The sequence below is a fragment of the Bradyrhizobium sp. WSM1417 genome, assembly GCF_000515415.1.
Classification (GTDB): Bacteria; Pseudomonadota; Alphaproteobacteria; order Rhizobiales; family Xanthobacteraceae; genus Bradyrhizobium.
Genome location: NZ_KI911783.1, coordinates 1073435 through 1095328, shown reverse-complemented (window position 1 = coordinate 1095328; position 21894 = coordinate 1073435). Strand labels below are relative to the sequence as shown.

The window sequence follows — 21894 nt, the reverse complement described above, 5'->3', positions numbered from 1 at the left end:
CATTGTCTCAATATAGCGTCGGGCTTCACCGTGGCGGCCGCCCTGGGCGATCGCCTCACGCGATATCGAGACCGTCTTCATGAACATCAAATTCTCCCGCCGCCGTTTCCTAACGACCAGTGCCGGCGCGCTCGGCACGGTCGCCATGCCCCATCTCTCCCGCGCGGCCGACCGGCCGGCGGTGACCCATGGCGTGCAGTCGGGCGACGTCACCATCGACAGCGGCGTGGTCTGGGCGCGCACCGACCGGCCCGCACAGATGCTGGTCGAGGTGGCGACGACGGACTCGTTCAGGGATGCCCGCGCACTGCCGCCGATCGCGGCGCTGCCCGAGAGCGACTTCACCGCAAAGATGCTGATCGAAAACCTGCCGGGCGGACAGGACATCTTTTACCGCGTCCGCTTTCGCGATCTGTCGCACACCGCGGTGGAGGGCGAGCCGGTGACCGGCCGCTTCCGCACCGCGCCCGCCGACCGCCGCGACGTCAGCTTCGTCTGGGGCGGCGATGTCGCAGGACAAGGCTGGGGCATCAACTCCGATGACGGCGGCATGTTCACCTTCTCGGCGATGCGCAAGCACCGTCCGGATTTCTTCCTGCACTCCGGCGACACCATCTATGCCGACGGACCTATCCCGTCCGAGGTGAAGCTCGCCGACGGCAAGATTTGGAAGAACGTCACGATCCCTGAGAAGGCCAAGGTCGCCGAGACGCTGGACGAGTACCGCGCCGCGCACAAATACAATTTCACGGACGACAATCTTCGCGCCTTCAATGCCGAAGTGCCGATCTTCGTGCAGTGGGACGACCATGAGGTGACCAACAACTGGTCGCTCTCGAAGGAGCTGCCGGCGACCTACAAGGAGCGCGACATCGCGCTGCTCGCGGCCCGCGCAGGCCGTGCCTTCCACGAGATGTATCCGATGCGCGAGAGCATCGTCGAGCCCGGCCGCGTCTATCGCCAGATATCCTACGGTCCGCATCTGGACGTGTTCGTGCTCGACGAGCGTAGCTATCGCGGCCCGAACGGCGCCGACCTCGAAACCGCTTACGGCCCGGCCAGCTATTTCCTCGGCCCGGACCAGATCGCCTGGCTCAAGCGCGGCCTGTTGAATTCGCGTGCGACCTGGAAGGTGATCGCCTCCGACATGCCGCTCAGCCTCGTCGTGTCAGATACGGCAAAGGGTGGATCGGAAGCCATTGCGCAGGGCGACGGCCCGGTGCGCGGCCGCGAGTTCGAGATCGCCGACATCCTGCGCTTCATCAAGATGGCGCCGGTCAGCAACACCGTATGGCTGACGGCGGACGTGCATTACGCCGCCGCGCACTATTACGATCCGAACAAGGCGCAATTCCAGGATTTCGAGCCGTTCTGGGAGTTCGTGTCGGGCCCGCTTCACGCGGGCACGTTCGGTCCGAACGCGCTCGACAATACGTTTGGGCCGGAGGTGCGTTTCGTCAAGGCGCCGGGGAACGACAACCAGAACCTGCCGCCGTCCGCCGGCATGCAGTTCTTCGGTCACGTCAAGATCGACGGCGCTTCCGGCCAGATGACGGTGACCTTGCGCGACCGCGCTGACGTCGCGCTGTGGTCGACCACGCTCGATCCGAAGCCGGCCTGACGCGTATCGCTAGTCCGCCGCGCGTACCTGCAGCGCCGCCTCCAGCGCGTCGGTCGAACACGGCTTCTGCAGGCGCGGCTGGCTGGCGAATTCCGGAGGGATGCGCGCGTCAGCGCCGTAGCCGGTGACGAAGACGAACGGAATTCTCAGGGCCGCGAGCCGTTCGGCAACCGCAAAGCTGTTCTCGCGACTTAATCCCACGTCGAGCATGGCGAATTCGGGGGCGCGCGCCGCGATTGCGGTCAGCGCCTGCGCGACTGAACCTACTGTGCGCACGCTCTTCACGCCAAATCCGAGCAGGCGATCCTCGAAGTCGATCGCGATGATCGGATCGTCCTCGACGATGAGGACATCGGCGGGACAGTTTGAACCATCGGAAACAGCGGGTGCCATCATCGTAACTTGGAGCATGAGGTTTTCTCTGATTGGGATACCGGGTCACGACGCCTGTACCCAGCGCGGAGGGTTCCCGGAACGAAACCATCACATCACAGTTGTCAGGTCTGTCTACTTGTGCACACAGGACCTCGTCGGAACTCGCTAGTGTGGAGGCGGATGGGAGTTTAAGATGGACGCGCGGACCAGCAACGCCACCGAGATCGATAGCCGGCCTACCAACAATCTGCTGCGGCGCTTGAGCGCGGCCGACTTCGCCCTGCTTGCACCGCATGTCATGCTCGAAAGCGCCGCGGCGAATGAATTGCTCTATAACCCCGGCGACGACGTCCAGGTCGTCCATTTCCCCTGCGGCCCGTCGCTTGCAACCTTCCTCGTTCCCAACGAGGACGGTCGTGATGTCGAGACCATCCTGGTCGGCCGCGAAGGCGCGGTGGGCGGCATCGTCAGCGAGGGTTATCTGCCGGCCTACACGCGGATCTGCGTGAAATTCGGCGGGCCGTTTGCGCGCATTCACGTCAGCAAGCTGGAGGCCGCCAAGCAGCGCTCGTCCTCGTTGCGCCATGTCTTCGCTCGCTACGCCGACTGCATGCTGGCGCAGATCTTCCAGTCCACCGCCTGCAACGCCATTCACTCCATCGAGCAGCGCACCGCCAAATGGATGCTGGCGGCGATGGAGCGGACCGGCGACGAGAGCAGCGTGCCGCTGACCCACGAACAGCTCGCAACGCTGCTCGGCGTCGGCCGCAGCTATGCCAGCCGCGTGCTCCAGTCGTTCAAGGCGGAAGGCGTGCTCGACACGCGCCGCGGATCGATCCTGGTCCGCAACCGCGAGGGCCTGCGCCTGCGCGCCTGCCTGTGCAACGAGGCCGTGAAGTTGCACTTCGAGGAGGTGCTGCGCGGCGTCTATCCGACCGAAGAGCGGCAAGCCGGCTAGCCGCCCGCCTCGCTCCTCTTCGGGGATAAGAAGCGGCCGCACTATCCAGCCGGGTGGGAACCTGGGCTAATGTCCCCCGCATGAGCGGGGCTTTCCTCCACACTCTCTTCGACATCGCAGCGTGGCTGGCGGCGGCCATGGCGCTGTACTGGCTGTCGCGACAGGGCTTGCGGTTTCCGGCGCAATCCTTCGAGCGGTCCTACCTTGCCGCTTTGGTCTTCGGTGCGGGGCTCGGCGCCTATCTGTTCGGCTCCGCCAATCTGTGGCTGTCGGACCAGAGCGGCATTGCGCGCTCGGTCGAGGGGGCGCTCGCCGGGGGCATCGCGGCGATCGAGCTCTACAAATGGTCCGCAGGGATCACGGTACGAACCGGCGCCCGTTTTACGCTGCCGCTGGCGCTCGGCATCGCGATCGGCCGGCTCGGCTGCTATTTCGCGGGCCTCGACGATTTCACCTACGGCACGCCGACGGCATGGCCCTGGGGCCATGATTTCGGCGACGGCATCCTTCGGCATCCCGTGCAGCTCTACGAAAGCGCCGCGATGGGGGTATTCGCGCTGCTCTACGTGCTGGCGGTCTTGAACCGGAGCGCATTTGTGATCACCAATGGGTTCTACCTCGTCCTCGTCTACTATGGCGCACAGCGCTTCCTGTGGGAATTCCTCAAACCCTACGGCACACTGATCGGCCCCTTCACGCTGTTTCACCTGCTGTCGCTGTCCATCCTGCTCTACGCCGTCGTCATGCTGGCGACGGCGCCCAAAGCGAGACCCATGCATGAACGCGCCGTTGCGTAAGTCGCGCCCCTATATTTTCTGGGGCCAGACCCAATCTCTCTGCGAGACCTGCCTGAAGCTGGTGCCGGCCAAGATCCAGATCCTCGACAACGAGGTCTGGTACGAGAAGCGCTGCAAGGAGCATGGCGTCCAGTCCACGCTTGTGTCGACGGACGCAGCCTATTGGCGCCTGTGCAAGGATTTCATCAAGCCCGGCGACCGGCCGCTCGCCTTTCAACGGCACACCGAATTCGGCTGCCCCTACGATTGCGGCCTGTGCCCCGACCACGAGCAGCATTCCTGCCTGGCGCTGATCGAGATCACCGAGCATTGCAATCTGACCTGCCCGGTGTGCTTTGCCGATTCCTCGCCGGCGCGGACCAGCTTCACGCCGCTGGCCAAGATCGAGCGAATGCTGGACGCGCTGGTCGCGAGCGAGGGCGAGCCTGACCTCGTGCAGATCTCCGGCGGCGAGCCGACGCTGCATCCAAATTTCTTCGCGATCCTCGACGCCGTGCGCGCCCGCCCGATCCGCCATGTCATGATCAACACCAACGGCCTGCGTATCGCCCGCGAAAAGGAGTTCGTGGCGCGGCTCGCCGAGAACAAGCGCGGGCTCGAGGTCTATCTCCAGTTCGACTCGCTCGAACGCGACGCTTTGATCAATCTGCGCGGCGCGGATTTGCGCAAGATCCGCCAGCAGGCGCTGGAAAATCTCGAGCATTACGGCGTGTCGACCACGCTGGTCGCGACCATCAAGCGCGGCGTCAACGATGCCGAGATCGGCGACATCGTTCGCCACGCGCTGACCTGGAAATGCGTGCGCGGCGTCACGCTGCAGCCGGTGCAGGATGCCGGCCGCAACGAGAATTTCGACAAGAACACCGACCGCATCATGCTGTCGGAGATCCGCAAGCGCGTGGTCGAAACCGGCGTGTTCGGCGACAAGGACATGATCCCGCTGCCCTGCAACCCCGAAAGCATCTCGATCGGTTACGGCCTGCGCAACGGCGACAAAGTGCTGCCGCTGACCTCGCTGATCCCGCAGGAGCAGCTCGTCGCATTGCTGCCCAATACGATAAGCCCGGAGAAGCATCCGGCGCTGAGGGAGAAATTCATCGATCTGTTTTCGCTGTCCTCGGGACCGCTGAACACGAGCGAGCGCGTCTGCGAATTGTTGTGCTGCCTGCCGAGCTTCGAGGTCCCGCAGGGCATCACTTACGAGAACGTATTCCGCGTCACCATCGTGCAGTTTCTCGACCGCTTCAATTTTTGCGTCGGCAACGTCAAGCGCAGCTGTATTCATTTCGTCACCGAGAACGGCGCGATCATCCCGTTCGACACCTACAATCTGTTCTACCGGAACGGAAAGATCGACGGCATCCGCGCCGAACTGGCGGCGCAGTCAACCGAAGGAGCCCTGCAGGCATGAGCATCAGCGACACGCCTTCACCAGCCCCGCCGGGACCGCCTCCTGCCCCGCCGAACAAGCGCAGCGGTTGCCTGACCGCGCTCATGGCGATCTTCGGGATCATCCTGCTGCTGCCCGGCGCCTGTGCACTCCTGTTCGGCGGAATCTCCATATCCGACCGAGGCCGGATCGATTCCGACGTCGCGCCCTTGGTGTTCCTGGGCCTGGTCGTGGGGCTGGGCGGGGTCGCTCTGATCTGGGCCGCCATCAAGGGCCGGCGCGGCTGAGCCGGGCTTTTCGCCTAACCCCCGGGAATCCCCGGACAAAATTCAATCAACCAACGGCCAAAGAACACATTGTTTTTTGGTCGTTTTTGCCTATATTGCGCCGCAACGCGTAGGGTGCCCGGTCGATATGCCGGGCTTTCCCTTTTGGGCGGAAAGCGCCCCGTTTCCAGTCTTCAAGCGTTGTTTCGAGAAGAGGTCCCGGTCTGACCGGCGAGATCGCGCTTAACCCATTGTCCGACCGCAAAGAAGCCCACTCATGAACCTTCGCAACATCGCCATCATCGCCCACGTCGACCACGGCAAGACGACTCTGGTCGACCGCCTCCTCCAGCAATCCGGCACCTATCGCGAGAACCAGAAGGTGACCGAGCGCGCCATGGACTCCAACGATCTGGAGCGCGAGCGCGGCATCACCATTCTGGCCAAGGCGGCCTCGGTGCAGTGGAAGGACACTCGCATCAACATCGTCGACACCCCCGGCCACGCCGATTTCGGAGGTGAGGTCGAGCGCATCCTCAACATGGTGGACGGCGCGCTGGTGCTGGTCGACGCCGCCGAAGGCCCGCTGCCCCAGACCAAATTCGTGGTCTCCAAGGCGCTCAAGGTCGGTTTGAAGCCGATCGTCGTGATCAACAAGGTTGACCGTCCCGACGCGCGGGCGACCGAAGTCATCAACGAGGTGTTCGACCTGTTCGCGGCGCTCGACGCCAGCGAGGAGCAGCTCGACTTCCCGATCCTCTACGGGTCGGCCAAGCAGGGCTGGATGGCCGAGAGCCCGGACGGGTCGCACGAAGCCGGCATGCAGCCGCTGTTCGACCTGATCGTGCGCCATGTCGCGCCGCCGACCGTCGAGGAAGGCCCGTTCCGCATGATCGGCACCATTCTCGAAGCCAACCCCTATCTCGGCCGCATCATCACCGGCCGTATCTCTTCCGGTTCGATCAAGCCGAACCAGGCCGTGAAGGTGCTGGGCGCCGACGGCAAGACGATCGAGACCGGCCGCATCACCAAGATTCTCGCCTTCCGCGGTATCGAGCGCACCCCGCTCGACGAAGCCGAGGCAGGCGACATCGTCGCGATCGCCGGCCTGACCAAGGGCACCGTCGCCGACACCTTCTGCGACCCGTCGGTCGACACCCCGCTCGTGGCGCAGCCGATCGACCCGCCGACCGTGTCGATGTCCTTCATCGTCAACAACTCGCCGCTCGCCGGCACCGAAGGCGACAAGGTGACCAGCCGCATGATCCGCGACCGCCTGTTGCGCGAGTCCGAAGGAAACGTCGCGCTGCGGGTGGTCGAAGCCTCGGACAAGGACGCGATGGAAGTCTCGGGCCGCGGCGAATTGCAGCTCGCGATCCTGATCGAGACCATGCGCCGCGAAGGCTTCGAGCTTTCGGTGTCGCGTCCGCGCGTCGTGCTGCAGAAGGATGAGGCCACCGGCGCCACCCTGGAGCCGATCGAGGAAGTCGTCATCGACGTCGACGAGGAGCATTCCGGCGTCGTCGTGCAGAAGATGAGCGAGCGCAAATCCGAGCTGATCGAGATGAAGCCGTCCGGCGGCAACCGTCTGCGCCTGGTGTTCTACGCGCCGACCCGCGGCCTGATCGGCTACCAGGGCGAGTTGCTCACCGACACCCGCGGCACCGCGATCATGAACCGCCTGTTCCACGGCTACGCGCCCTACAAGGGCGAGATCCAGGGCCGACGCAACGGCGTGCTGATCTCCAACGACCAGGGCGAAGCCGTCGCTTACGCCATGTTCAAGCTGGAAGATCGCGGCCCGATGATGATCGAGCCGGGCTGGAAGGTCTACAAGGGCATGATTGTGGGCGAGCATACTCGCGACAACGACCTCGAGATCAACGTGCTCAAGGGCAAGCAGCTCACCAACATCCGCACCACGTCGAAGGATGAAGCGGTGCGCCTGACCCCACCGATCCGCATGACGCTGGAAAAGGCGCTGGCGTATATCGAGGACGACGAGCTGGTGGAGATCACGCCGAAGTCGATCCGCCTGCGCAAGCGCCACCTCGACCCGAACGAGCGCAAGCGCGCGGAAAAGTCCAAGGAAGCGGTGGCTTAAGGCCACTGCTCTCAACACTGTCATGCCCCGGCTCGACCGGGGCATCCAGTACGCCGCGGCTTATCGGTTCGATCACAAATGTCTCTGGAATACTGGATCACCCGCCTGCGCGGGTGATGACAGCTGTGCTTGCGGCGGCTTCAGCACTCTTTGCGAACGTGCTAGAGCCCGCCCATGAGCTCCCTTCCCTCTTCCGTTGACGTCGCGATCATCGGTGCGGGCGCCGCCGGCCTCGGCGCAGCGCATGCGCTGGCGGGCTCCGGCCTCTCCGTGATCGTGCTGGAGGCGCGTAACAGGCTCGGCGGCCGGGCCTGGACGGTGCAGGCCTCGCCCGAAGTCACCTTCGATGTCGGCTGCGGCTGGCTGCATTCGGCGGACAACAACTCCTTTGTCGCGGTTGCAAAGCAGCTCGATTTCGAGGTCAACAAGGACCTCCCGCCCTGGCGCGAGCGCGCCTATGGCAATGCGTTTCCGAAAGCCGAGCGCGACGATTTCATGCGCGCAATGGACGCCTTCTATCAGCGGCTGTGGAAGGCCGCCCAGAATGGCAAGGACGTCCCCGCGAGCTTGAGCCTGGAGCCCGGCAATCGCTGGAATCCCATGATCGACGCGATCTCGACCTACATCAACGGCTGCGAACTGAAGGACATGTCGACGCTGGACTGGGACGCCTATGAGGACAGCGACCTCAACTGGCGCGTCCGCCGCGGCTACGGCGCTCTGATCGCGGCCTATGGCGCGCCCTGCCCGATTGCGCTGAACTGCAACGTCACGCTGATCGATCATTGCGGCCAGCGTATCCGCATCGAGACATCGCAGGGCACACTGACCGCGGACAAGGTGATCGTCACCGTGCCGACCAATCTTATCGCCAATGAGGCCATCCGCTTCTCGCCACCTCTCCCCGCCAAGGTCGATGCCGCAGCCGGCCTGCCGCTCGGCGTCGATGACAAGGTGACGCTGGCGCTCGAGGATGCCGAGGCCTTCCCGAAGGAAGGTAATTTGCGCGGCGCCACGATGCGCACCGACATGGGCACCTATCATATCCGCCCGTTCGGCCAGCCCTGCATCGAAGGCTTTTTCGGCGGCAGCTTTGCGCGCGAACTGGAGGACGCCGGCGAAGGCGCTCTTGCCGCGCAAAGCATCGACGAGATCGCAGGCTTGCTCGGCAACGACATCAGGCGAAAGCTGAAGCCGCTCTGCGAGTCGCGCTGGGCGCACGAGCCGTTCGCGAGAGGCTCCTACTCGCACGCGCTGCCGGGCCACGCCGGTGACCGCGCCGTGCTGGCGGCGCCGGTGGACGGACGGCTGTTTTTTGCGGGAGAAGCGACGTCGCCGAACTTTTTCTCGACGGCGCACGGGGCAAGGGACTCAGGGGAGCGGGCGGCGCAGGAAGTGCTGGGGGTTCTGGGCAAACCGTAACCACACACGCCGTCATTGCGAGCGCAGCGAAGCAATCCAGAATCTTTCCGCCGCGGCAGCCTGGATTGCTTCGAGGAGCCTGTCATGGGGCCGCGCTTCGCGCGGACCCGGTGGCTCGCAATGACGAATTACTCGATCACCCGTGCCCTTAAATCGGCATCAGGCACAAAACACGAATCATACTTCCCAAAAATGCGGTAGCGGTTGCGCGCAATGAGGCTGTAGACCGGGTCGCGCAACGCTTTGGGCACGGTGAACAACGCGCGCACCCAGCTCCAGCCGGGGAGCTGCGACAGCACCGTCAGCGCAGCGTCCGACTTCATGAACACCTCGCCGCCGTGAATCACGGCATTGGTGTCGGGATCAGCGGGATCGATGCCGAACGTGCGCGCGAGTTGGGCGCCATAGTCAGATTGAATCGGCGTGAAGCGAAATCGCTTCGCTGCGTCCCGTTTGGCGACGAAGCGGACCCAGCGCGAGCAGAAGATGCAGACGCCGTCGAACAGGATCACGTCGTCGTCAGGCCATTTGGGCATCAGCGATTGTCCAGCATGAGGGGCGCGACCAGGGAATACAGCGTCATGGCTTTTTGCCAGCCGCCGGCTTCAACCCACGCGCAAGGTCGCCGCTCGCGGCTTTGACACCGGCCTCGGTTTCGATCATCCAGTGCCCCTCGCTGCCCACGGCCGGCAGCGCACGAAACTCGACCTTGCCACCGCCGCCGCGAAACGCATCGACCAACGCAAGCGAAAATGCCGGTGCAAAGTAGCTGTCATTGGCGGCAACAAGCCATGTGACGGGGATGCGCGCGGCCTTGCCAAATTCAGCCGCCGCGGCGAGAAGCGTATGCGGCGCGCAGATCCGGTTCGGCTCGTCATTGGCATGGCCGCCGCGCCCCGGCGCAATGGCGATGATGGCGGAGATCGCCTTCGGATCGGCATTCGCGAGCGCCAGCGCGCCCCAACCGCCGGCGGAATGGCCGATCACGATCGCGGCGTCCTTGCGGATAAAATCCTGCTTTCGCACATCCTCCAGCGCGAGCGCGATTTCGTCGGCCGTTGCGCGGCCCGAGCGCACATAGTCCGCCTCGTCGCAGCCACCCTGGTCCTCGACATAGCGGCCGCCTGTTACACCATGGCCGAGCCGTTCCGGCACCAGCACGGCGAACCCGCGCGCGACGAGGAACGCAGCGAGTGCGCGGTATTCCGGCTGAGACATTTGCGCGCGCCGCAACCCATTTTGCGTCGAAGCATGCGCGATCACCGCAAGCCGGAACGGGCCGGCACCCGGCGGACGAAACAGCAGGGCATGAGCGGCGATGTCGGTATCCGGCGACGGCACGCGCCATTGCTGACGGCGAAACGGATCGCCCTCCGCTCCCGACGAACCAAAAATGACCTGAGCGCACACAGGCGGCGCAGTCAGCAAGGCCAGCAGAGCCAGGAGCACGAGAATGTTGGGGAGCCGCATGAATGGCCGGAGGCGAGAAACTGCGACGGTCACACTAGTAGGAACGAATCAATATCGGCGGACTTTCTGCGTTGCCATTGCCGTTCATTCGTTGCCGCAAAGCAGTTTCGCACCGGCGCAGAGCACCCCGGTGCCGTTCGAATCGGCGTCTTGTCTTTTTTCGGTACAACATGGTTCAAATACTGATGCAGAAAGTCCACAGGTTAACCGATAATTAAGGATAGGTCTTGCCGCCGGCGCGGCGACTTGGTTTGATCACGTCCATGAGCACAACCCTGATCGAGGTCCGGCCGGCCAAAGCCGCAGATGCAACTGCGGTGGCGTCCACCCATGACGAAGCCTGGCGCTCCGCCTATCAGGGCATCATTCCCGGCGCCGAACTGGAAAAGCTGATCAATCGCCGCGGTCCGCAATGGTGGGACAGCGCGATCCGCAAGGGCAGCCGCGTCAGCGTGCTGGTGTTCGGCGACAAGATCGCAGGCTATGCCAATTACGGCCGCAACCGCGCCCGCAGCCTGCATTTCGACGGCGAGGTCTACGAGCTCTATCTGCGTCCCGAATTCCAGGGCCTGGGCTTTGGCCGCCGGCTGTTCACCGCAGCCCGCCGCGACCTGATGCAGAGCGGCCTGAAGAGCATGGTGGTGTGGGCGCTCTCGGACAACGAGCCGGCCACCGAGTTCTACCGTGCCTTGGGCGGCCGCATGGTGGCACGCTCCTCGGAGCGTTTCGGGCCGAAGTCGCTCGACAAGGTTGCCTTCGCTTGGACCAATTGAGCTGCTGAAGTCCACCCGGCAGCGTTTCCCTTCCGTCGATACCGTTGCCGCTTGAGCCGGTGATCGCTGGATTCATTATTTCACAAAAACGCGATGGATCGGCGGGCCAAGCCCGCGTATGACAGCGCCAAAATCGCTGCCGGGTGCGATTTAACCTCGGCAACAACGGAGCCTTGAATGCGTATCGATGCGATCTCGATCGGGAAAAACGTCCCCCACGACATCAACGTCATCATCGAAGTCCCCGTGGGCGGCGAACCGATCAAATACGAGATGGACAAGGAAGCCGGCACGCTGGTAGTCGACCGCTTCCTCTACACTCCGATGCGTTACCCCGGTAACTACGGCTTCATCCCGCACACGCTGTCCGATGACGGCGATCCCTGCGACGTCCTCATCATTAACACCCGCGCCATCATCCCAGGCGCGGTCATGAGCGTGCGCCCGGTCGGCGTTCTGTTCATGGAAGACGAGGCCGGTGGCGACGAGAAGATCCTGGCGGTGCCCTCGTCCAAGCTCACCCAGCGCTACGACAAGGTGAAATCGTATTCCGACCTGCCGGACATCACGCTCCAGCAGATCCAGCATTTCTTCGAGCACTACAAGGATCTCGAGCCCGGCAAGTGGGTGAAGATCCTGCGCTGGGGCGGCCCGGAGGATGCACACAAGCTGATCCTCGAAGGCATCGATCGCGAGAAGAAGAAGAAGGCGTAAAGCTACCGCGTCGAGCGATGGTGTGCTCCCTCGCCCCGTTCTTACGGGGAGAGGGTTGGGGTGAGGGGCTGCTGCCGCATAAACGGCAACAGTCGGACTCGCGGAGAGCCCCCTCACCCGATCGCTTCGCGATCGACCTCTCCCCGCAAGCGGGGCGAGGTGAAGAAAACCTACACCGCCGGCTTCGGCAGCCCTGCAATCGCGCAGGCCGCGCGCAACGTGTTCACCAGCAGGCAGGCGACTGTCATCTGACCGACGCCGCCCGGCACCGGCGTGATGGCGCCAGCCACTGCGAGCGCTTCCTGATAGGCAACGTCGCCGACGAGACGCGTCTTGCCGTCGTCCTTCGGGATCCGGTTGATGCCGACGTCGATCACGGTCGCCCCCGGCTTCAGCCAGTCGCCGCGCACCATCTCGGACTTTCCGACCGCGGCGTAGACGAGGTCTGCGCGCTTGACGAGCCCGGGCAGGTCGCGCGAGCGCGAATGCGCGATGGTCACCGTGGCGTTCTCGTTCAGCAACAGCTGCACCAGCGGGCGGCCGACGAGGTTGGAGCGGCCGATGACGATGGCGTTCATGCCTTCGAGCGAAGCATGCACGCTCTTGGTCAAAATGATGCAGCCGAGCGGCGTGCAGGGCGACAGCGCCTCCAAACCGCCGGCGAGGCGGCCGGCATTGTTCGGATGCAGCCCGTCGACATCCTTGGCGGGGTCGATGGCATTGACGACGGCCTCGGTGTTGAGGCCCTTGGGCAGCGGCAATTGCACCAGAATACCGTGCACGGCGGGATCGCGGTTGAGTTTTGCGACCAGCGCCAGGAGATCTGCTTGCGAGACGTCGGCCGGCAGCTTGTGCTCGAACGAGGCCATGCCGGCGGCCTGGGTCTGGGTGTGTTTCGAGCGGACATAGACCTCGCTCGCCGGGTCGCTTCCGACCAAGACCACCGCGAGGCCCGGTACCAGATTGTACTCGCGTTTGACGCGTGCGACCTCGTCCGCGACGCGGGCGCGAAGTTCCGCGGCGATGACTTTTCCGTCGATGATCTTGGCGGTCATGTCAATTCCCTCAGTCTGTCGATTTGGCTGATGCGAGCTGGCGCAGGGCTTCGCCGAGCCGCGCCGGATCGCCGTCGACCGCGATCTGCTTCAGCCGCGAGGTCGCTCCCGACAGGAGTTTGACGCTGGCCTTGGGCACGCCCAGCGATTTCGCCAGCAGCACCAGAACGGCCTTGTTGGCCTCGCCGCCATCGGCGATGGCGCGCACACGCACCTTGAGCACGCTGCGGCCATCGGCCAGTTGCTCGATCCCGTCGATGTCGTCGCGGCCGCCGCGCGGCGTTACCCGCAGCGCGATGCTGATTCCTGCGGCCCCGTAACGCCAAGGTTCCTTGATGACAAGGTTCTTTGGCAACCCAGGGCGCTCCAGCCTGCCTAGATCACGTTCGGGTAAATGTAATACAGGATCACCCGCTCGATGAACATGATGAGCAGGATCAGGATGATCGGCGAGATGTCGAGGCCGCCGAGGCTGGGCAGGAAATTGCGAATCGGCGCCAGGACCGGCTCCGTGATTCGGTACAGGAACTCCGCCACCGCCGACACGAACTGGTTGCGGGTGTTCACGACGTTGAAGGCGATCAGCCAGGACAGGATCGCGGACGCGATCAGCAGCCAGACGTAGAGGTCGAGCACGATGATGACGATGTCGAGAACGGCACGCATGGCTTTTGAAACTCTGGCTTTTGAATAGTCTGGCTTCGGTCGGGATTGACGTCTTTTGCTAGATATCGGTTCCCCCCGGTCCAAACAAGGGAAGTCGGTGCCCGGATGGCTAAAACCGGGTTACAGCCGTCCTTGACTTGACCTTGGCGGGGACTTAAATGGCGCCCGGTTGTCGGCCGCATTGACCAGAGCGGCTTACAAAAGGGGCCATAGCTCAGCTGGGAGAGCGCGTCGTTCGCAATGACGAGGTCGGCGGTTCGATCCCGCCTGGCTCCACCAGCCTTCGCGAGCTACGGCTCGGCAAGCCCGGACAGTCCCTCGTAGCGAAACGAGCGAAGGCTGCCGCGGCGTAGCCCGAAGGGCGAAGCCGGGCTCCATCCGAATCCCTCCCCTACTTCCCCGTAAACCTGGGCGGCCGCTTCTCCATGAAGCTTGCGACCCCCTCCCGGAAATCGCTGCCGTTCAGCGCCACCATCATGTCCCGGTTGGCCGCGATCGTCGCCTCCGCCAGCGTCTGGAATGGCACCTCGTAGAGCTGCCGCTTGATCACGGCCATCGCGCTCGGCGAGACGAAATCGGCGAGGTCGCGCGCATAGGCATAGGTCTCCTCGCGGAGTTTTTCCGGCGAGCAGAGCCGGTTGACCAGCCCGATCCGCAACGCCTCGTCACTCGAAACGCGCCGCGCCGAGAGCAACAGATCCATCGCGTTGGCGTGGCCGACGATTCGCGGCAGCATCCAGCTGATGCCGTGCTCTGCGATCAATCCGCGCCGCGCGAAGGCGGTCGTGAACACCGTGTTGTCGGCGGCAAAGCGCAGGTCGCAATAGAGCGCGTGGACGAGGCCGATGCCGGCGGTCGCGCCGTTGAGCATGGCGATGACGGGCTTTCCGATCGACGGATAGAAGCCATAGCGCGTCTGCCAGTCGGGCCGCCGGTTCATGTCGAAGGGCGGAAGGTTCGACGCGCGCCTGACATCGTCGGGGTCGAGCCCCTTCAATGCGTCCATGTCGGCACCGGCGCAAAAGGCGCGGCCCGCGCCGGTGATGACGATGACGCGGACATTGTCATCGGCGCTCGATGCTTCCATTGCATGGCGCACGTCGCGCTCCATGATGGGCGTCCACGCATTCATGCGGTCGGGACGGTTGAGCGTGATGGTCGCGACCTTGTCGCTGACGTCATACAGAATGTGCTCGTAGGCCACGGCGCTCTCCCTTTGTTTGCCGGCACGCGTTTGCGCGCGCTCATTTCAGCGAGCCTAGCATATCAAGGGAAGAGGCAAGCGCTTGCGCTAAGGCGCGATCACTCGGCGGCTTGCGCCAGAACCGGTCGGCGCGTCAGCCAGCCATCGATGAAGTGATCGAGCCAGGCGCGTTCGGCGGCGTCGTGGACGGCACGATCCGCGAAATGATGATGCAGCTGCCGCGCGCCGGGCGCGCTGAGGCCGTCATAGCCGCGCGTGGTCCAGCGATGCATCATCGCGTAGGTCACGTCAGGATGAAACTGCACGCCGAAAGCGTTGCCGGTGCGGAACGCCTGCACTGGAAAATCATCGCCTTCGGCAAGCAGTTCAGTGCCGACCGGCAGCTCGAAACCTTCGCGATGCCAGTGATAGACCCGCGCCGGCCAATTCGGGCAGAGCCGGTGTCCCGCTTCTGTCGGGCGGATCGGGTAGTAGCCGATCTGGGTCAGCGCATCGGCATGCGGCGCGACGCGAGCTCCTAACTGCTTCGCCAGCATCTGCGCGCCGAGGCAGATGCCGAGGAACGGCCGCTGTTCGCGGAGCGGAATTTCGATCCAGTCGATCTCGCGGCGGATGTAGTCGTCCGGATCGTTGGCGCTCATGGGACCGCCGAAGACCACGGCGCCGGCATGCTGGTCGAGGGTCTCGGGCAGCGGATCGCCGAAGCGGGGACGGCGGATGTCGAGGCGATGGCCGAGCGCGCGCAGCGCATTGCCGACGCGGCCGGGCGTCGAGGATTCCTGATGCAGGATGATCAGAACCGGCAACCGGGTTTCGGAGGCGGCGACATCAGGCGTCCTTCTAGGGAAGGGCACCACTTCTGCGCCACCAAACCTGTTCGTCCGGAACGACATGGTCTTTGCGAGTGCTATCGGTTCAGACCGCCAGCATAACTAAGCGATCGTTAATTTCGTGTGAGTTTGCGCACACACACCCGATAGAAAGCAAGCTCCGGGCCACGACGGACCGAGAGCTCTCTTTACCGTCTTTGCCTCTGAAACCGGCTGGTAGCCGACAGGATGAAGCCGCGCGGGAAGAAGCGCAGTGCGAATGGCACAATCTTGATGCCCAGACCGGGGAGCACTGCCCGCTTGTTGGCCATCAGGCCGCGATAGGCCTGCCGTGCGACATCGGCGGCAGGAACATTGAGAAGGGCCGTATCATGTCCGGACCCAACGCCGGCGCGCGCCTGGAATTCGGTGGGCACCGGGCCCGGGCAAAGGACGGTGACGCGAACGCCGTGCGGTGCAAGCTCTGCCCGCAAGGCCTCGGTGAAGGAAATGACATAGGCCTTGGACGCGTAATAGACCGCCATGCCGGGGCCGGGCAGATAGCCCGCGACCGATCCGACGTTGAGAAGGCCACCCTTGTTCCTGATCAGCTGATCGGCAAAGCGCAGCGACAGATCCGTCAGGGCCCGGACATTGACATCGACGATGCCGAGCTGCTCGACGCGGTCGCGCTCGATTGCGTCACCGAATACGCCGAAGCCGGCATTGTTGACGAGATTGTCGAGCTCCACGCCTTCGGCAGCGAGTGCGGCGGCGATCTTCTCGCCGGCCTCCGCGTCCTCGAGATCGCAGGCGATCACGATCGGCTTCTTGCCGCCCTTGGCGGCGAGCTCGTTCGCGAGCGCCTCGAGCCGGTCCACGCGTCGCGCCGTCAGCGCAAGACGGTGCCCGTTCTCGGCGAACACACGCGCCAGCTCCGTGCCGATGCCCGCCGAGGCACCGGTGATCAACGTTACCCGCTCAGTCACGATTGAAGTCTCTTGATGTAAGTTTTTTGGCCCCGCAATGCTGGAACGAGAGCATAGGCCGAGCGCGGCAGGCAAGCGGCGTCCGCCGCATAGCCACTTGAGCGGGAAACGGGGGAGCAGGAAACCACGGATTTACAGCGGAAATTCGGAACCCCAGGCAGCCCAGAGGCTACATTAAAGTTTCGTCATGTGATCTGCACAACCGTCAATTGGCGGAGTCGGCAAGGGATCACCCCCCGACCGCGTCGTCCTTGACCTGGCCGCCGGCGCGGTCTGCGACCGCGTGCTTCAGGTCGATCCGGTCGCGTTGGGCGATCCCGAGCAGGTCGGAGGCGCGCCAGACCACATTGTCCTCGAACTCGGTGACCTGGCCGTCGGCGTAGACCAGCTCCCACATCATCTGGACGACCCGCTTGCGGCCTTCTTCGTCGAGCGAGCGCATCATGACGCTGGTGAAGTGGTAGAGGTCGACCGCCTCGCCCTCGACCTCCGTCGCATCCGCGATCAGACGATCCGCGGTGCCGCGATCGAGCCCGAAATGGCTTTCGATCAGACTGTGCAACTTGCGCTGCTCGGCAGCCGTCGGCTGGCCGTCCAGCGATATCACATGAACCAGCAGCGCGGTCGCCGCCAGCCGGTAGTCACTATCACCGAATGCGCGGTCCTGGGCATGGGGAGCAACAATGTCGGCGATGAATTGGCGCAGGCCGTCGAGCATAAGGTCCTACCGAAATCGATGAAGCCGCGGAGCGCGGCCGCTACCAGCATTATATGAGCAGGAAACTCAACCGGCGCAACGTGCGTCAGTTCCGCGCGCTGCATTACGTTTCGGCAATCTCTTCGCCGTTGCCGGGCTGACGGCGAAGGTTTGGCGCGAACCTGCCTCCACAACGTCATTGCGAGCGCAGCGAAGCAATCCAGAATCTTTCCGCGATGACAGTCTGGATTGCTTCGTCGCAAGTGCTCCTCGCAATGACGGAGACCGTAGGGACCGTCGTCCCTCACGGTATCTCGTACACCACCATCTTGTCGGCGATGCCGCGCAGTGCGGCCTGCTTCTGGATTGGCCTGATTTCGCGCTGCTTGAGGACTTCGGCGACCGCCGGTGCATCCAGCACCGGGCCGGTGATGTGGATCTCCTGCGCGGTCGAGAGGCTCTGCACGCGGGCGGCGATGTTGACGGTCTGGCCGAAATAATCCTGCCGCTCGTTCAGCATCACCGCGAGACACGGACCCTCGTGGATGCCGATCTTGACGATGAGATCGGCAGTGCCGCGCTTTTTGTTGAGCTCGTCCATCGCCGCGCGCATCCGCAAACCCGCTGCGATCGCATGCTCGGGACGGACGAAGGTCGCCATCACGGCATCGCCGATGGTCTTCACCACCGCGCCCTTCTCCGACGAGATGATCTCGAGCAGCGCGTGGAAATGCGCGCGCACGAGGTCGAAGGCGGCGAGGTCGCCGACGCGCTCATAGAGCGCGGTCGAGCCCTTCAGATCGGTGAACAGGAAGGTCAGCGAGGTGATCTGGAGCCGCTGGTCGAGACTGAGATTGTCCGCCTTGAACACATCACGAAACGTCTGGTTCGACAGCATCCGCTTGGCGGTCAGGAACGGTTTGCGCTTGCCGATGAGGTGATGGAGCGCCTCGGCCGCGATGAACACCGACGGCAGCACGCGCACGCCGGCCTGGTTTTCCAGCGACAGCCGCAGCGGGCCCGGCCGCATGGTCGTGGTTCCCGTCGGCGCCTGCACCCTGTTGTACATGATGGCGAGCTGCTGACGGTCCTTGGTCGGCTCGCCCTGCACGTCGATGAAATGGGCGGCGTGCGTCACCGGTTCGAAGATGATGATGAAATCGTTCGGCAGTTGCAGCGACATGGTCGCCTTCTCGCCCGCCGGCAGCTCCATCGTATCCAGCGTCACCTCATTGGCGAGCGTCGCAAACGATTCCTTGTTGAAGTCGACGCCGGAACTCCAGAACACCTGCTTGAAGTACTCCCAGACCGGAAGCGTATCAGGATCATGCGCCGCAATGCGCCGGACACGTGAATTGACGGTGAAGGAGACCTCGACCTGATCGTCGACGGAGGCCTTGTAGCCGCAGGCGCACAGCGCACAATGATAATCGTCGGGTTTGAGCGCCTTCAGGGTGGAGTGCGCCCCCAACACGCCGCCGCAGCCCGGGCACAGCACATTCCAGCCCAGATCGAACAAGCCAAGACGTGCCGAATGCAGGAATGCCGAGATCGCGTGCTCTTCATCGAGACCGTGCTGCCTCGCGAAATCGAGGACATTGACGCGGTTGAGTTCGTGATCCTCGCCATCCTCGATGAGGCGCGTGATGGCATCGACCACTTTCGCATCGGCGGTCTGCTTCAGAACGGAAAACTGGGCCTGGACGTCGCTCATGGCGTAACTCTATCTGATGTGGATCACGCCGTCGGCCAGGCGAACGCCTGTCACCGACGCGTGATCCGGAACAGGGGCGAACGGTCCGGCTGGGTCGTGACGACGCCGAGCGGGATGACAGGGCTGGTATCGGCAAGCTCGACACGGAACGCGCCGATCAGCCGGCCCAGTGCCAGCACGGATTCAGCTTGCGCGAAGGGGGCGCCGACGCAGACCCGCGGACCCGCGCCAAAAGGCAGATAGGCAAACCGATCGGGCGCTTCCGTCGACATGAAGCGTTTTGGAATGAACGCGTTCGGCTGATCCCACAGCTTCTCGTGCCGGTGCAGCAGCCACGGCGCGATCATGATGATGTCGCCCTTGCCGATGGCGACGCCGGCCGCGTTATCCTTCTCGCGCGCGGCCCGGGCGATCAGGAAGGCCGGCGGATAAAGCCGCATGGTCTCCTCGATCGCGGCGCGGGTGAACTTCTGACGATCGATGTCGGCCATGCTGTCGAGGTGTTCGCCACGCGTCTCGGAGGCGATCTCCTCCTGCGTATCGGGATCGAGCGCGAGCAGATAGAGCGCCCAGAACAGCGCGGTCGCCGTGGTCTCGTGACCCGCGAGGATCATGGTCGCGACTTCGTCGACCAGTTGCTCGTCCGAAAAGCCTTTGCCGGTTTCAGGGTCGCGCGCCTCGTCCATGAGATCGAACAGATCGCGCGGCGGCGCGCCGTCCTTCTTGCCCATCTCACGCCGCTCGGCGATCAGCATCGCGACGAATTCGGTCCAGCGCTTGCGGAAACGGGCGCGGGCAAAATCCATCGGGCTTGGCCAGGACAGCGGCAGCACCATATCGAGTAAGTACGGCCGTCCGAGTCGGGCTCCATACTCCATGACAAAGTTGCGCAAGGTCGGACCATGACGGTCCATGCCGAACGAGAACATGGTGCGTCCGGCGATCTCCAGCGTCATCCGCTGCATGATCTCGCGCAGATCGACCGGCTCGCTCGTTTGCAAGTCGAGCTTCGCGATAGTCTCGTCGAGCACCGCCGTCATGTGCGGAACGAGATTTGCCGTCGCCCGCGGCGTGAACGCCGGCGCGAGGGTGCGGCGCTGAAACGTCCACGAATGACCCTCCGCAATCAGAAGACCGTCGCCGAGCACGGGACGAAGCATGCGGATGCCCGCCGGAGTGCGCGAATAATTTTCGTAATTGCTGAGCAGGACATGCCGGATCGCATCCGGCCGGTTCAGGATGAAACTGTTGCGGAAGAAGAAGCGGCCCTCGATAACGTCTTCCTCGTAGGCGCGCTGCCCCCAGGTCGCGATCATGTTCCGCTTGATCACGGCAAGCCGGCCGAGGAACGACATGTCGTCGGGCGCACGCGGCGGCGTCGGAGGGACGATGGGCCGACGCACACTGGCGATGTTCATGGCTCTCTCCCGCAGAGGTAACGCAGGCAATTAGCTAGTAAGTGAGCTCGGCAATCGCAATCCTGTTCTCGGAGGCAGGCCAGGCGCGTGCCACAATTCGTTCTTCGCCAAATTGGGCCACGATGTTACGCCCGACCTCGCCGGCCGGAAGGCGCAGTGTTGCTGTCGAATCCGTGGGCACACCCGATTTGACGTCCGCCGGCTCCTTGCCGTCGAGCAGCACCACATCCCGCGGCAGGCCGAAATAACCGCGCGGACGCGACATGATCACGACGGCCCCGGCGTCCTTGTCCGCGGGCCCGAGCGGACGCGCGGCGCGCAGGTGAACGACGTCGGACGAGCGCGGGAAGGGCGAGCGGTAGATGTGCGTCGTCGGCGCATCCGGCGATGCGAGGGCAAATTCGAGCGACCAGGAAGGCTCGACCTGCGCCGGTCCCCAGCGGCCGTCGGCGCCGGTCTTCGCGCTGTACACGGCGCTACCCTTGCGCTCCCCGGTATCAGGATCGACGCGGAATATCTCGACGGTTGCACCCGCCACCGGGCGATTGGTCGACACGCCGCCGGGCGTGCCGGTAACCAGGCCGCTCAACTTCACGCCCTGCTCCGGCACAATCGCGATGCGCGCGGGCTCGCGGCCGGCGATGAACTTATAGATCTCGCGGAAGGCCCGAGGGTGAAACGCCACCTCGCGATGATCGAGGGCGCCGAGCACGAGGTTGGTGGCCCCCTTCAACTCCGGACCTTCGACGCTGACGCCCGTTGGCGTACCGGGCTTGCCGATGAAGCGGCCATCGGCCTGCGCGTATTTGTCCATGCCGTCGCTGCGCAAGGTCAGGAAGGCAACCCCTGGTGTCACCTCGCTCTCGCCCTCATTGAGGCCGCGCAGGAACGCGCCGCGGCCGTTGAACTCGCTGTTGGGCTGGTCGTCGGTCGCGAACACGCCGTGATTGGGCGTGCCGCACAGCACGGCATGGCTGACATCGCCGGAACCGCCGTTTTTGATCACGTTGCGGATGGCATAGCCGCCGCGCGAGCTGCCGACCAGTGCCACGCGGGCCGCGCCGGTGCGGCGCTTCAGTTCGGCTATGGCGGCGGCGAGCTCGCGGCGCTGGTCCTCGGTCGAGGAGCGGCCCGCCTGTTCGACCTGGTCGTCACTTCGTGCATTGGGATCGGTGAAATTGATCGCCGCCATGCGGTCGCGCGCGATGCCGTTGGATTCCATCCGCCACATGGTGGTCATCCAGAGCGCGTCGTAATCACCATTGCCGTGGACGAACAGGATCGGAGGCACCTCGCTCGGCGGGGCGGATGCCGTTTGGGCCAGCGCGCCCGTCCGCAAGCTCGCAACTGCGAAGGGCAAGCTGCCGGCCCCTTGCAAGATCATCCGTCGTGACAGCTTCATCTGTTCCTCCCCCGCAAAACATCTCTGTGCACCGCTTATACCGGCCTAAC

Annotated in this window: 22 protein-coding genes and 1 tRNA gene; 10 read left to right on the top strand and 13 right to left on the bottom strand. The window is 64.1% G+C overall.

Features of this window, described 5'->3' with window-relative positions:
- Window positions 1–79 precede the first annotated feature (79 nt).
- A complete protein-coding gene (locus tag BRA1417_RS0105325; protein ID WP_027514931.1) occupies window positions 80–1621 on the top strand; it encodes an alkaline phosphatase in 1542 nt (513 codons plus the stop codon).
- A 9-nt stretch (window positions 1622–1630) separates the two neighbouring features.
- On the opposite strand, the gene BRA1417_RS0105320 is transcribed toward BRA1417_RS0105325, so the two are convergent.
- The gene (locus tag BRA1417_RS0105320; protein ID WP_027514930.1) at window positions 1631–2032 is read right to left on the bottom strand and encodes a response regulator; all 402 of its coding nucleotides are present in this window, start codon (window positions 2030–2032) and stop codon (window positions 1631–1633) included.
- A 157-nt stretch (window positions 2033–2189) separates the two neighbouring features.
- Here BRA1417_RS0105320 and BRA1417_RS0105315 point away from each other — a divergent pair, with 157 nt between their 5' ends.
- The 6 genes from BRA1417_RS0105315 to BRA1417_RS0105290 all read left to right on the top strand — a co-directional run bounded on the left by BRA1417_RS0105315 (window position 2190) and on the right by BRA1417_RS0105290 (window position 8933).
- Window positions 2190–2954, top strand: coding sequence for a Crp/Fnr family transcriptional regulator (locus tag BRA1417_RS0105315; RefSeq protein WP_027514929.1), 765 nt, complete (start codon window positions 2190–2192; stop codon window positions 2952–2954).
- 80 nt (window positions 2955–3034) lie between these two features.
- On the top strand, window positions 3035–3751 hold the full coding sequence (locus BRA1417_RS0105310; protein ID WP_027514928.1) for a prolipoprotein diacylglyceryl transferase family protein: 717 nt from the start codon (window positions 3035–3037) through the stop codon (window positions 3749–3751).
- Window positions 3732–5162, top strand: coding sequence for a radical SAM protein (locus BRA1417_RS0105305; protein ID WP_027514927.1), 1431 nt, complete (start codon window positions 3732–3734; stop codon window positions 5160–5162). The genes BRA1417_RS0105310 and BRA1417_RS0105305 overlap by 20 nt, the downstream gene beginning before the upstream one ends.
- Entirely contained in the window at window positions 5159–5428 is a 270-nt protein-coding gene (locus BRA1417_RS0105300; protein WP_027514926.1) for a hypothetical protein, read from the top strand. The genes BRA1417_RS0105305 and BRA1417_RS0105300 overlap by 4 nt, the downstream gene beginning before the upstream one ends.
- Window positions 5429–5684: 256 nt before the next feature.
- Window positions 5685–7511 carry a translational GTPase TypA gene (gene typA / locus BRA1417_RS0105295; protein ID WP_007598731.1) on the top strand — a complete coding sequence of 609 codons (1827 nt, stop codon included), beginning with the start codon at window positions 5685–5687 and terminating at the stop codon, window positions 7509–7511.
- Between the two features lie 174 nt (window positions 7512–7685).
- The gene (locus tag BRA1417_RS0105290; protein WP_027514925.1) at window positions 7686–8933 is read left to right on the top strand and encodes an NAD(P)/FAD-dependent oxidoreductase; all 1248 of its coding nucleotides are present in this window, start codon (window positions 7686–7688) and stop codon (window positions 8931–8933) included.
- A gap of 128 nt (window positions 8934–9061) precedes the next feature.
- Here BRA1417_RS0105290 and BRA1417_RS0105285 read toward each other — a convergent pair whose 3' ends face one another.
- On the bottom strand, window positions 9062–9469 hold the full coding sequence (locus tag BRA1417_RS0105285; RefSeq protein WP_027514924.1) for a thiol-disulfide oxidoreductase DCC family protein: 408 nt from the start codon (window positions 9467–9469) through the stop codon (window positions 9062–9064).
- 43 nt (window positions 9470–9512) lie between these two features.
- Window positions 9513–10403: a dienelactone hydrolase family protein gene (locus BRA1417_RS0105280; RefSeq protein ID WP_027514923.1), complete on the bottom strand. Its 891-nt coding sequence runs from the start codon at window positions 10401–10403 to the stop codon at window positions 9513–9515.
- Window positions 10404–10666: 263 nt separating this feature from the next.
- Here BRA1417_RS0105280 and BRA1417_RS0105275 point away from each other — a divergent pair, with 263 nt between their 5' ends.
- Both BRA1417_RS0105275 and ppa read left to right on the top strand, forming a co-directional pair.
- Complete coding sequence (locus BRA1417_RS0105275; protein ID WP_027514922.1) at window positions 10667–11176, top strand: GNAT family N-acetyltransferase; 510 nt, start codon at window positions 10667–10669, stop codon at window positions 11174–11176.
- Between the two features lie 177 nt (window positions 11177–11353).
- The gene (gene ppa / locus BRA1417_RS0105270) at window positions 11354–11890 is read left to right on the top strand and encodes an inorganic diphosphatase (RefSeq protein WP_027514921.1); all 537 of its coding nucleotides are present in this window, start codon (window positions 11354–11356) and stop codon (window positions 11888–11890) included.
- 170 nt (window positions 11891–12060) lie between these two features.
- On the opposite strand, the gene folD is transcribed toward ppa, so the two are convergent.
- From folD to BRA1417_RS0105255, 3 genes are read right to left on the bottom strand one after another with little or no spacing between them, the layout of a single operon-like run.
- Complete coding sequence (folD, locus tag BRA1417_RS0105265; protein ID WP_027514920.1) at window positions 12061–12945, bottom strand: bifunctional methylenetetrahydrofolate dehydrogenase/methenyltetrahydrofolate cyclohydrolase FolD; 885 nt, start codon at window positions 12943–12945, stop codon at window positions 12061–12063.
- 10 nt (window positions 12946–12955) lie between these two features.
- Complete coding sequence (locus tag BRA1417_RS0105260) at window positions 12956–13300, bottom strand: DUF167 domain-containing protein (protein ID WP_027514919.1); 345 nt, start codon at window positions 13298–13300, stop codon at window positions 12956–12958.
- A 20-nt stretch (window positions 13301–13320) separates the two neighbouring features.
- Window positions 13321–13611, bottom strand: a complete 291-nt coding sequence (locus tag BRA1417_RS0105255; protein ID WP_007598721.1) for a YggT family protein — start codon at window positions 13609–13611, stop codon at window positions 13321–13323.
- A gap of 203 nt (window positions 13612–13814) precedes the next feature.
- Between BRA1417_RS0105255 and BRA1417_RS0105250 the strand changes: the two genes are divergently transcribed.
- A tRNA-Ala gene (locus BRA1417_RS0105250) sits at window positions 13815–13890 on the top strand.
- A 112-nt stretch (window positions 13891–14002) separates the two neighbouring features.
- Here the strand turns inward: BRA1417_RS0105250 and BRA1417_RS0105245 are convergent.
- The 7 genes from BRA1417_RS0105245 to BRA1417_RS0105215 form a co-directional block, all read right to left on the bottom strand.
- Window positions 14003–14815, bottom strand: a complete 813-nt coding sequence (locus BRA1417_RS0105245; protein WP_027514918.1) for an enoyl-CoA hydratase — start codon at window positions 14813–14815, stop codon at window positions 14003–14005.
- A 98-nt stretch (window positions 14816–14913) separates the two neighbouring features.
- On the bottom strand, window positions 14914–15708 hold the full coding sequence (locus tag BRA1417_RS0105240) for a glutamine amidotransferase (RefSeq protein ID WP_027514917.1): 795 nt from the start codon (window positions 15706–15708) through the stop codon (window positions 14914–14916).
- A 125-nt stretch (window positions 15709–15833) separates the two neighbouring features.
- On the bottom strand, window positions 15834–16613 hold the full coding sequence (locus BRA1417_RS0105235) for an SDR family oxidoreductase (RefSeq protein WP_027514916.1): 780 nt from the start codon (window positions 16611–16613) through the stop codon (window positions 15834–15836).
- Between the two features lie 229 nt (window positions 16614–16842).
- Window positions 16843–17331: a TerB family tellurite resistance protein gene (locus BRA1417_RS0105230; RefSeq protein ID WP_027514915.1), complete on the bottom strand. Its 489-nt coding sequence runs from the start codon at window positions 17329–17331 to the stop codon at window positions 16843–16845.
- A 283-nt stretch (window positions 17332–17614) separates the two neighbouring features.
- Window positions 17615–19024, bottom strand: coding sequence for an adenylate/guanylate cyclase domain-containing protein (locus tag BRA1417_RS0105225; RefSeq protein ID WP_027514914.1), 1410 nt, complete (start codon window positions 19022–19024; stop codon window positions 17615–17617).
- A gap of 50 nt (window positions 19025–19074) precedes the next feature.
- Entirely contained in the window at window positions 19075–20442 is a 1368-nt protein-coding gene (locus BRA1417_RS0105220) for a cytochrome P450 (protein ID WP_027514913.1), read from the bottom strand.
- 34 nt (window positions 20443–20476) lie between these two features.
- On the bottom strand, window positions 20477–21844 hold the full coding sequence (locus BRA1417_RS0105215) for a hydrolase (RefSeq protein ID WP_027514912.1): 1368 nt from the start codon (window positions 21842–21844) through the stop codon (window positions 20477–20479).
- Window positions 21845–21894: the final 50 nt, after the last annotated feature.